Source organism: Catenovulum maritimum (assembly GCF_001050375.1).
Taxonomy (GTDB): Bacteria; Pseudomonadota; Gammaproteobacteria; order Enterobacterales; family Alteromonadaceae; genus Catenovulum; species Catenovulum maritimum.
Genome location: NZ_KQ130482.1, coordinates 61,618 through 73,353 on the forward strand (window position 1 = coordinate 61,618; position 11,736 = coordinate 73,353).

General features: G+C 41.8%; 6 protein-coding genes. 4 read left to right on the top strand and 2 right to left on the bottom strand.

The genetic code is table 11. From position 1 onward, the window contains the following. Nucleotides 1-318 precede the first annotated feature (318 nt). The 3 genes from XM47_RS00145 (at nucleotide 319) to XM47_RS00155 (ending at nucleotide 8,283) form a co-directional block, all read left to right on the top strand. Nucleotides 319-3,711, top strand: coding sequence for a TonB-dependent receptor domain-containing protein (locus XM47_RS00145; RefSeq protein ID WP_048689103.1), 3,393 nt, complete (start codon nucleotides 319-321; stop codon nucleotides 3,709-3,711). A gap of 89 nt (nucleotides 3,712-3,800) precedes the next feature. Beyond that, complete coding sequence (locus XM47_RS00150) at nucleotides 3,801-5,456, top strand: VCBS domain-containing protein (RefSeq protein WP_048687970.1); 1,656 nt, start codon at nucleotides 3,801-3,803, stop codon at nucleotides 5,454-5,456. 37 nt (nucleotides 5,457-5,493) lie between these two features. Continuing rightward, complete coding sequence (locus XM47_RS00155) at nucleotides 5,494-8,283, top strand: VCBS domain-containing protein (protein ID WP_048687972.1); 2,790 nt, start codon at nucleotides 5,494-5,496, stop codon at nucleotides 8,281-8,283. A gap of 81 nt (nucleotides 8,284-8,364) precedes the next feature. Here XM47_RS00155 and XM47_RS19220 read toward each other — a convergent pair whose 3' ends face one another. Beyond that, nucleotides 8,365-8,547, bottom strand: coding sequence for a hypothetical protein (locus XM47_RS19220; protein ID WP_216595964.1), 183 nt, complete (start codon nucleotides 8,545-8,547; stop codon nucleotides 8,365-8,367). A gap of 354 nt (nucleotides 8,548-8,901) precedes the next feature. Beyond that, complete coding sequence (locus XM47_RS00165; protein WP_078061815.1) at nucleotides 8,902-11,331, bottom strand: BNR-4 repeat-containing protein; 2,430 nt, start codon at nucleotides 11,329-11,331, stop codon at nucleotides 8,902-8,904. 48 nt (nucleotides 11,332-11,379) lie between these two features. On the opposite strand from XM47_RS00165, the gene XM47_RS00170 reads away from it, so the two are divergent. Beyond that, entirely contained in the window at nucleotides 11,380-11,733 is a 354-nt protein-coding gene (locus XM47_RS00170) for a hypothetical protein (protein WP_048687980.1), read from the top strand. Nucleotides 11,734-11,736: the final 3 nt, after the last annotated feature.

Consider the following 11,736-nt stretch of genomic DNA (forward strand, 5'->3'; position numbering starts at 1 on the left):
TTTATAGTGATCATTTTACCTCTTAACATCAGCTCAGTATTGACCCTACACCCCAACAAATCATTGCTGTTCTGGCTATGCCACTTGATCAAATGACTTAACGCTACCATAGGCGCTAAGCACTCTGTTGACCATCACAAACCACAAAAAACCAAATTCAAACAAAAAATTTCATTTTTTATCACATTTTATCAAAAAGGGGGGTAGTAGTTTTCTAACTTCATTGCTTTGGATATTGAAGCATAGGCTTTCAATATGTAGTTGGACGACCAGCTCATAAAAATAACTAAAAAATCCAAATATGGGGAAAAGTTTGAAATGAAAGAGACCAAAACATACCCGAAACAACATAGTGTTGGCAAAGCACTATTAATCGGGGGATCGGCTAGTGTGTTGATGTCGCTTTTCACGCCATCAGTATTAGCAGCAGAAGTTAGCTCAGTAATAAATGCCAATAAACAAGCAAATAATGATGTTGAAGTTATCGAAGTCAGCGGAGTTCGAGGTTCATTAGAATCAGCCTTAAGAGAAAAACGCGGTGCTTTATCTATTGTTGATGCCATTTCAGCAAAAGACATGGATGCGCTACCTGCTCTTGATTTAGGTGAAGCCATGCAAGCCATCCCTGGTGTGCAGCTTAATACTGACGACTCAGGCCGTAACTCAGAAATTACCCTGCGAGGTTTACCAGGCGGTTTCGCAAAAACCATGGCAGAAGGTCAATCTTTTGCTGTACCGAGTTTATCTCGAGGTGCAGTGGGTGAATCGAACCCATTTGGTGCGTTTGAAGCAAGCACATTTGACGGTGTAACCGTAATTAAAGCGCCAACTGCAGATTTGCAAGAAGGTGGAATGGCCGGTGTCGTAAACAAAAAACTACAACGAGCACTCGGCTCTAGAGATGGTAAATACTCAATAGGTTTAGGTGGTCGCTGGGAAGAACTGACGGATGATTGGAATAAAACGATTAAATTATCTGCGTCCAAACATATTATTAAAAATAAATTGGCCGTGGCGTTTAAAGTAGCTGGCTCTGAACAAAACTTCCGTAGTGACACCGCAAACTTCACTGAATATGTGCCGTTAAACTCAGTTGAGAACAATTTAACTGTTGATAGTAATTTTATCAGTCGTGATGATTTAAACGCCTATAAAACCCAACATGGTATTAACGATCCACTATCTGTTATAAAAGCCATTGGTAAAGCTCATCAGGTTAGCGTGCATAATCGAGGTAATCGCGTTTCGGCAACTGCTAACATTGAGTGGAAACCAACAGATTCATTAAAACTAGGTGCCAATTTCCTCTATACCTTGAAGAAGATGGACGAAAGTAATATGGAAGATGCACAGTTTCAGGTTGATACCAGTGGCAACAATGATACTCAGCGAATTACACCGCTAAGCACCCCTATTCGTTTAGATAGCATTGATAACCCAGATTATAGACCTGGCATAGATGACCCTACTTTAGCAAAAATCCCTCAATATGCGGTCACTCATACAAAGTTAACTAATGTTAACTATAGACCTGTTAACCGCCTAACCTCGTCAGAGCAGGAAGCGAAAGGTGTTTTCATCTATGCTAATTATGCGACAGACGATTGGGTAATTGATGCCACAGCCACCAGATCAAACTCAGTGAGCGAAAACGTTCAAAGCGGTTTTGATTTTCGTTTAACCAATAGCAGTCACCGAACATACACTGACTTAGATGGCCTTCCATATAAACCCAATTATGCACCTACGGGGCTTAATGCCGAGGTTAAGACAGGTGAAGGTGATTTAAAAAATGCGTCTGCTACCATCACAGGGCTTGAAAATTATAACTTCTCAGATGTAAACAACGTATTTCAACAAATTGATCCTGTTACAGGTGAGCTGATGTATGACTTAGGCGACAAGTCTTGGCAGCGTTTTGCCAATGGCTGGCAAACAACTCGGGTCAACTTTAATGGTAGTAAACTAGATCCAAAAATTAATCCAGCTAACCTCGCTGATTACCCAGAAGATTATTTCTACAACAAAGCAATTGAGGCATTGCAGAACGCGAGCAAAGAGCCGACCGAAGAGAATATTGCCGCAGAAATATTGAACCTACAGAGTAAAGTTGGCGGAAAATCAGTAGATTTTTATACATTCGGTCGAGTGCAACGCCCTACACGCGAAATGAAATCAGCTGAAATTAATTTTGAACGTTATACCGACATAGGTAGTGATGCCTTTAGATTAACCAGTGTTAAATTTGGTAGCCGCCACTCTCGTGAAACTTTAGAAGCTTACGATAGAACCATAGGTGGAGGTGGTATCAACATGGGTCTAGTTCAAAGTACCGACTTCTTCCAAAACGGCTTAACATCTGACCGTCAAAACGAATATTTTAATGGTGACTATCCTAAGCACTTCCGATCAGGCATTGACAACGGTTGGTTAGTGATTAATTCACAAAACATGAAGCAAATAGTACAAACCGATATGGTGCTTTATGACAAAGACGGTAATCTTGACCCTAATTTGCGTATCAATCCAGAAACGGGTTTTGCTGAACGTTTGATCTCTATTGAGGGCTCAACTTCTATCGTGAATCAGCAATTCCGCCAAAACTTTTATGCAGACCAAGCAATCAATGCAGCCTACTTAATGGGTAAATTTGAAGGTGAACTTGCTGGTTTTACTTATACAGGTAATGCAGGTCTTCGTTACGTTTCTACGTCTAATGATGTAATAGGTTCAGGTTTTAACGTTGACGGTAACGAAATTGCTGTATTAACCGAAAACAACTACGAGCACACTCTACCATCACTCAACTTAGCCATTGATGTGCATGACGATGTGGTGCTGCGTACAGCTTATTCACAAGCTTTAGTTCGTCCAAACCTACTCGCACAATCGCCAAGCCCGATATACACCTACGACGAAAACCGAGTGACTTTAGAAAATTCTAAAGCTGAAGTATTACCTTATACCTCGAATAACTTCGACCTTTCATTAGCTTGGTACAACCGTGATGGCTCATCTATTTCTGGTGGCTTCTTCTACAAAGAAATTGAAGGGCAAATCGTAACCGACACAATTTGTCCAGTCGGTGATCCTGAAACCGCTGCCTTTTGGGGGGTAGGTGAAGTCGCTATTGAGGGCTCAAACTGTAAAGAAGTTGGTGAATTCGTAACGGATGAAGGCGAAATTTACAGCAACCGAATTGTAAAAATTAAACAAACCTACAACAGTGATATTCCAGTAAAAGTATTTGGTTATGAGTTTTCAATGCAGCAGAAGCTCGACTTTTTACCTTACCCTTGGAACGGTTTTGGTGGCAAGCTTAACTTCAGCAAAATCGATGTAGATGAAGGTGCTGGTAGAGCGATGACCCGAATCGCTCCTTATACATCGAACCTGATTGGCTACTGGGAAAATAACGGCGCCAGCATTCAACTTGTATACAACTGGCAAGATGAAAAACTCCTGAGTACAGGCCAAGAATCAGGCACCTTCTTAGGTACTGAAGCGCGCACCCAAACCGCAGGTGGTCGTATCGATCTTTCAGCTAGGTACAAATTTCGTAAAAGTCTAAAAGGTCTAACGCTGAACCTTAAAGCAATGAATGTAAACAACCGAGAAGAATACGAATACATAGCCGGTAACGATAAGGCAATTAGCCGTATTCGTTATCAAGGACGTATTGTCTCGCTCGGCCTTAGCTATAGCTTTTAACAAAGTAGCGCTTAAAGATTAATTTATATTGCAAAACAATAAGTTAAAAAATTTAGCAATATAAGAACAGTATTTATAGGAATAATCCAATGAAAAAACAATTTTTGGCCATATCTATTATGGCCGCACTGACTGGATGTGATTTAGACAATCTAGATGACTTAAAGGTGCAAGCAACCTTTGATAATGCCTTTAAAACAGAAGTCGGTTTTTCTGGTACCGAAGGTGCTGGTTTTGATGTTGAGCTCACCACAGGTCATGGTCAAGCATCAGGTACATTAGTTGTCAACGATGTTAACTATGGTGAAGCCGAACCTAACTATGAACTCACCCCAGAAGCCATGTATGGCACATTTACTCTATCGCCCCTTCAATCAGGTTATGCCACATGGAGATATGATTTAGATGAAACTAACCCAAAGGTGGCAGAGATTCTTGATGTTGCTGATGCGACACTCACAGATAGCTTGACTATTACTACCTTAGATGGCACCACAAAAACCATCAACTTTATTATTAAAGGGGTTGACCCAACTCTGCCAGCCGAGGTTAGAGGTGCGTTGATTGCCAATGCATCTATTCGTGAAACCTCTGCATTTGGGAGTGTAACGGCATACGATCCAAATTTTGGCCAATCAAAATTAGTCGCAAATGCGACTTTTGATCCAACCTCAGCTGAACTTTCCCCAACCACATTTGACGATATAGGCAAAGCAGTCGGCATTTTATCAGATAAAGGTTTTGGCTCGCTATTTATCTCGGAACAAGGTGCTTGGGAGTTTAAGGTAAATAGAAATGCCAAAAACCCAGAAGATGATACCCAAACACTTAAAGATATGTTACCTGAGCCAGACAGCACACCAGTAACAGACACTGTCACTTTCACCACGATTGATGGTACAGCGACTACCATGGATATAAACATTTATGGTGCGGTACCAAATTTTGTCGCTCGTATAGTGAATCCAGACCCTGTTTCCACAGATCCTAATGCGAATCAAGGCCATGTTAGTTTCCGCATCGATATGGATGTTGCTGGAGTATCTGCCGCTGCTGCTGCCGAAGGGAAATTGGTGTTTAAAGCCAGAATATCAGAAGACCTTACCAAGCCAGCCATTATTAGTATGAGCTGTAATAGCAACTGGCATCCAAGCGCAGAGAACAGAAGGCTTGCTTCTTTTTATATTAAACCTGATGGTCAATTTGAAATGTGGTCAGGTGAACTCAAACCAGGCTTTGATCACGATGATCGCGGCATTCCATCGTCAATGACAGGCACCGATAATAAAGTAGTTTTCGACCAAGGTTTTGTCCCTGGTGAGTGGTCAGAATTTACTTTGACTTGGGAAGGCGCGGGCAAGACGACAAAAGCTTTGCTTGAAATGTGGTTAGATGGCGAGCGCTTAACCTCAGATCATCCAGCCATTCCAACCGACCCAACTCAAAAGGTGACAGCACAAAATATTGGTGGTTTTACCGTCAATCAATGCCTGAATCAACTTGCGTTTTATATTAAGAAGAGTGGCGACAACGACACTGGTGGTGTAGGCGACTTTTTAGTTGATGATATTCAATACTACACAGACATCAATGCAATTCCAAAAACCGATGCAGACACCAAAGCTTTGTTGAATGAAAAGTTCGCCAACAACGTACCTGGAGATGTAGTTAAAGAAATTACTGTGGGCACAAACAAACCATACAGCAGTTATACAACTGAAGACGTGTTGGTTGTTAAAGACTAATAAAGCGCTGGATTAAAATAGAATTAAAGGTAAATCAATGAAACGTAAATTATTAACTTTATCCATTGTCGCAGCGCTAACCGCTTGTGGAGACAATAGTAACGACGAAACAATTGGCTTTACACCAAATCCCGACACTGTACCTGAATTTGTTGGTGAATTTTCTGCTATCGCCACCAAACACGCAGAAACTGGCAACCCAACAGGTCAAGTGGTTATTACCGACGCAAGTCCAGGTGAATCGCTGTTTAAACCGCTAGAAGCCGTTGGCACATACGGTGAGTTTACATTTAGTGCAAACGGAACTTGGACTTATACCCTATGGGATAACCCAAAAGAATTTTCTGCCACACCACAGCACCCAGATGTGACTGCATTAACTAAAGCAGGTTTACCTGATTTGGTTGAAACATTTACGGTTACCACTGCAGATGGCACCGAAAAACAATTCACCGTCATTATTCGTGGTATCGACGAACCTGCAACCTTTAGTGGTTCGCTTGAACGAGCGGTTTCACGCGATACAGGTAAAGGCGATACAGCTGGCACAGTTATCGTTAAAGATGCAAACCCAGAAGAAGCCTCGTTTAACCTAACCCAAACAACGACGCCTCAAGTTATGTACGGTGCAGCAACCTTTGACCCGACTACAGGTAACTGGACTTATGACCTAGATGAAATGAACGCAGATGTAATGGCGTTAACCGATTCTAGCCAATCGTTAACCGACAGCTTTACCATCACGTCACTGGATGGGACTGAACAAATGGTCAGTGTATTTATCTCAGGTGCAGATCCAGTAGCGGCAACTTTTGTTGCAGATAAAACCTTAACCACCAATGAAGATGGCACATTCTCAGCCATGGTTAGTGCTAATACTGGCAGCTTAGCAAGCTCCATTGCTGTGACCGATCCTAACTATATGGAAGAAACCTTTAAGCCTTTAGATAATGTGGAAACGGCTTTAGGCCATGTAACAATAGATGCAGCTGGCGCTTGGTCGTATAACATCGACTACAGCAAAGATGCCGTTAAAGCACTTTTATCAAAAGATGCAGTTGATCCACTGCCAACAGCAACAGACGTATTAACGTTTGAAACCATAGATGGCACGTTAGCAACGGTAAATTTAACTCTTGAAGGCGCACAATTGGTGCCTGCTGTTGTTGATGGTTTACCTATGGTTGAAGATGGTGTTTCATCCTCAGCAGTGAATGTTAACTTTCTAACAATTACTGGTAGCTTAACAGTTTCTGACACTAACTCGTGGCAAGCAGCCTTTATGCCTGACACTTTAACCACTACTTACGGTTCATTCACAATTGATGCTGCGGGTAGCTGGAGTTACACGTTAAGCAATGACTCAGTAGCACTGATTAACGCTGGTACATTAGCTTTACCATTTACTGAGCAAGTGACAGTTAAAGCCGAAGATGGTACTGAAGTAACCTTGCCGGTGTCTATTACCTCAATTGAAGGTGTAAACTATGGTGCGCAAATTGCTGGTGACAGCACAGGGACCAAAGTTTGGGTGATGAAAATACCAGGCCCAACCGAGGCTGTAGGTAAGGCAAGCTTTACTGTAAGAGTACCTGAAAGCAATACCAAAGATGTAAAAATACAGTTCCACGGTTCAGAATGGCAAGGAGGTGACGTCAGAGTTCACCTACTATCTATGGCTCTACAACCTAGATCAAACTCAATCTTTATTCTTGATGGTACAGGCACCAGCACCACAGGTAATTCAGTCAAGCTTGATCAACCTTTAACTATGGGTGAGTTATTGAAGTTTGAATTGACTTGGGACAGTTCTGCTGACGCGTTAGCGGCAAACGGCGACAAACCTTTGCTCACGTTAAAACTTAATGGCAAGCCAGTCACAGGCACTGAATCAGCAAGCGGCTCTAGCATTGTTAATGGTGAATTTCCGTCATTCTCAACAGCTGATGTATCTATGTTAGATAAAGGACCTAAATTCTTTGCTGTCTGGACTAAAGATGATTTACCTGTCGATCTAGACGATTTCATCGTTTATTCAGATGTTGCGGGTACCACAGAAGTCTTTAGTGAACACTTCGATGCGGATGGCATAGCAGAAGGCGTTGAGTTTACGCCTGACTATGTAAATGCTGGTCTAACCAACACTAAAACTGTGGGTGTTGAATTCCCTGCAACCGACAAGTTCTTGCGTCTTTCTAATGACGATAGCAACTATGGTGGCACTACCCTTCAATTTCCGAAACAAGAAAAAGGTAGTGTTAGTTTTGATGTTCGAATGTCTACAACTGCACAAGCAGGTTACGCAAGCCTATTTGGTGCCACAAGTGGTAGCCAGGGAACCGCTCTGGTCGATTTTGAGTTCAATAAGTTTAAGGCCTTTAAAGTAAGAGGAACCACTGATAAACCAGGCTATATCCCTGTCATCCGATACCCTATGGACGAGTGGTTCCCTATCGAACTATCTTGGGATGCGACTGGTGATGGTACTCCAACGGTGATCATGAAGCTCGACGGTCAGTTGGTGACTGAAATTCCTAACTTCACTCTTGCTGCTGACGGCTCTTTTGAATCGAACAGTACCGCTCTTGCCGATATCGCAGATGGTGTGCATAGAATTGCCTTTAAGTGTGGTTTTAAGTTAAATGACCCAGCCAGCGTTTGTGACTTTGATAACGTGGTTGTTAAAGCCGCAGATGGCTCAGAAGTAGCTTCTGAAAACTTTGATAGCCTTGAAGCGGGTGAAGATGCTATTACTCAAGATGAAGTTTTACAAAGTGGTATGAAAACCCTAGGTACTATTCTTAACGCTGATATTGTTGAAAAATAACTTCACCAATACCCTGCAAACCTAACCTCGCGCGGCTTGGTCGCGCAGGTTATAAAAAAACCCCAGCATGTCAGCTGGGGTTTATTTTTTCGACTCTAAAAGTTTAACCAAACCCATCAATTGAGCAATGGTGTTTTTGCCCTTTTTTAGATATTGACTGATGTCGATAGTGTCGTAGTACTTATTTGAAGCAATCACGTAGTTATCAATGCGTGGTGACGGTGTAACTGGGCTTGGGCCGCCAGTGAAGCCCCCTTCAAACACCACCATTTCACCGTTAATCCACAACTAGTATTTAGTGTCGGCACTAATATAAGCTTTGGCTTGTTGGTCGAGGTTATCAATTGTAACTTCTTTGCGAAACGCCACCCAAGAATTGGAGATACTGGCTCTTGTATTACTCCAAATCCAATCTGCTTGTCAGTTGACCGCGAGTGATTGAAAACTGGCCCCAATAAATAACAAGGCTAGGGATATTATTATATGCATAGAATTTGTGTCATTCCTATATTAGAGCTAAATCAATATAAATAGCTTTAGTTTCTAGAGTTTGTTGAATAAAAAAGCCAACACATTGCTACATAACAAAGTGTTGGCTTGGATTAGGTATTAAAAGATTTATTTGATTACTTTACGTCGGCCAGCTAAGGCTATTAGAGCTAATAAAGAAATGAAACCAAACGAGCCACCACCTTCACTCTCTTTATCTTGTGTTGGAGTTGGTGTTGGTTTAGCACTAACAGTTACTGTCATACTAGCCTCTGAAGTAGTCCCATTGCTATCGGTTAGCGCTGCTATCAAGGTATGAGTGCCGATTGAAAGACTACCCAATTCTTCCGTCGTCAGATCCCACTGATATGGTGCTTCAGAGTCTGTGCTAATGATCTTGTTGTTTAGCACTAAAGAAACTTGAGCGATTGACGCGGTATCGGATGATATTTGAGGGTTAACTTTCACCAAAATAGTTTCATAACCTTTTTCCAATGCCAAAGTTTCATTGGCAAACGAAATGGCTGGCGTAGGTTTTGCTTTTATTGTTAAGTTGCTAGTTGTTTGTACGCTAAGCCCTGTATCATCGGTCACGACAGCTTTTAAACTATATGAACCCGGCGCAAGGTTTTGCAATTCAGGACTGGTTTGAGTCCATTCATGTGCGACAGCAGCATCAGAACTGACTTTAATTTCATTAATGTACAGGTCAACCGTAATATTGCGATTAGCGACTGGCGTGTTTGCATCCACTTTTATTGCGATTGTTTCATAGCCTTCTAACAGGGTTAAGCTATCACCAGTAAAAGCGATACTCGGGGTCACGTCTACTGTAAAACAAGCAAATTTCGAGTCTGGTGGTGCAACTGAAAAGCTCGCCGCATCACAAGTGACATTTTGCGTCTGATTGGTTAAGTAAGTGAAATTTTCGTTCGCACCAAAAGCAATATCCATAGTGCCTGTTACTTGTACTGTTTCACCTTGCTTTGCAGCATAACTAAAACCTTCTGGGCTTGAAGGTTGAATATCTAGGTCGATGACTTGTAAATGAGTTGTGCGGGTATCGCCCGAGCCACCCTCCAATAAGTAGTAATACACTTTGCCGTCGTAGATATACACAACGCCTTTCTCAAAAGTTTTACTTTGCACCGGCGCTTCATAAACCTTAGTAAAATTGTTGGTGCCACCTAAAGCCTGCTGAACAAAAGGTCTGCCGTTATCAAGACCAATTATGTATATATTGTCGCCAGCAGCATAAATTTCAGAAGCACTAGGAAAATCTGTGGATGTAACAAACTCCCCGACTCCGTCTTTTTGATAGTGATGTGAATAAATTGTCCGAATATTTTTACCATTAACTCTTTCACTTGCTCGGCCAATCATGTGAACATCACCCTTGTCAGTCACAGCAAAGTCGAAACCTCCAGTAATACTCACTTGATCACGACCAGTTGCTTCTGGCATTAATGTACTTTGATCAAACACGAGTACTTCATCCGCTTTAACCAAAGGCATGGTAATTAATTCACCTTTGTAGTTTTTCCATTCGGTCGCACCTGTAGGGTCGTCTGAATAAGCGTAATGCATACCTTCGTTTGCATAAAATTTGTCAGGGCGATTTAAGCGTCGTTGAAAACCAATTCGTATTTTGCCATCTTGGTATTTCATGTGGCCATAAATGCTCCAGTCGTCTATTTCACCTTTGCTTTGCGCCTTTAATACGTTAAAACGCTGAAAGTTAGTCCATTTAGATTGCTCTGGAAGGTATCTGTTAAAGACAATTCCACCATCATGTGATGTGCCTTGACGCATGTGCATTAATAAATCGTTTTGGTCATTCAAAAAAAAGCCCGGATAAGTCAGCTGTTGAAACGCTGAGACATTTTCAACGCCTGTCATAGTGACGTGATTGTAATCGTTAGGACCTTCGCTATTTGCACCTGTATCTTTGACAAACTGTGCAAGGGTGAATTTATCGTCCTCGACGCTTGCTGCACCAGGCAGGCTATAGGCATAACGGAAATAATCGTGTTTGAAACTACCATTACCGCCAGTGTCTTTCCCTGGGCTATATGCGTGCATATCAAACAATAAGTGAATGGTTTCGTCTTTCGGGCTAATACCAACAGCGATAGTATTGTGCGTTTCCCCTACCCACCATCGGCCTTCAAAACCCGTGTGTTGGTGTGGAAATTCAATGTCAACTTTTGCGCCAGTTTTGGTGTTGTAGCGCGTTAACATCATATGGCGGTCTAAAATACCACCTCGATACCAAGTCATAAAAATGTAGTCTTTATATGCCTTTATCGCATCACCATGCGGTACAATTGAACGTCCGTAGGCGTAATTATATTTCTGCCCTTCGATATAAGGTTCATTTCTAGCCTGCGTAACTGACTTTTTCTCACCATCAAAATATAAAGCTTGATCGCTCACTTCAATTTCTAATTCAAGCTTCGCTGTTGCAAAACAGTTGGCAGCAAACAGCATTAACCCGACGGGTACCAACAATTTTTTAAGCGCATTCCTCGAATGATAGAACCTAGGCCCTATGTCCATAACTTTCCCCTTTGATTTATATAATTATATTTTTCAGGCCAGCTATTGATGCAACAATATTTTTATATTTGCGCAACAAACAAACCCATCCTTATTAATAAGCGCGCAAATCAAAATATTGATACCCCTCAAACGGAATTAATCCAAACAAATGTGCTTCAGCCAACGCTAAGCTCATCAATCAGGCGCTATCAAACTATGTTGGACTTACTTTTTCTCTGCGTTGGCATTGCAGTAAATCAAAGAATATTGCAATTTGATCAATGGGTGATGGTAGGCTCTGCGATACTGCAGCTGTTGTTTTTGCTGAGTGGGCGCCGTGTAAACCGAGCTGAAAGCGCTCTGTTGCTAATAGGTTATAGTGTGTATATTGTCTTAAGTTTTACTCTTTTTGTCGGCTGATAG

Bases quoted from the DNA above. Each gene is read 5' to 3' on its own strand.
- XM47_RS00150 (WP_048687970.1), top strand. From the start codon at position 3,801: ATGAAAAAACAATTTTTGGCCATATCTATTATGGCCGCACTGACTGGA.
- XM47_RS00145 (WP_048689103.1), top strand. From the start codon at position 319: ATGAAAGAGACCAAAACATACCCGAAACAACATAGTGTTGGCAAAGCA.
- XM47_RS00165 (WP_078061815.1), bottom strand. From the start codon at position 11,331: ATGGACATAGGGCCTAGGTTCTATCATTCGAGGAATGCGCTTAAAAAA.
- XM47_RS00170 (WP_048687980.1), top strand. From the start codon at position 11,380: ATGCAACAATATTTTTATATTTGCGCAACAAACAAACCCATCCTTATT.
- XM47_RS00155 (WP_048687972.1), top strand. From the start codon at position 5,494: ATGAAACGTAAATTATTAACTTTATCCATTGTCGCAGCGCTAACCGCT.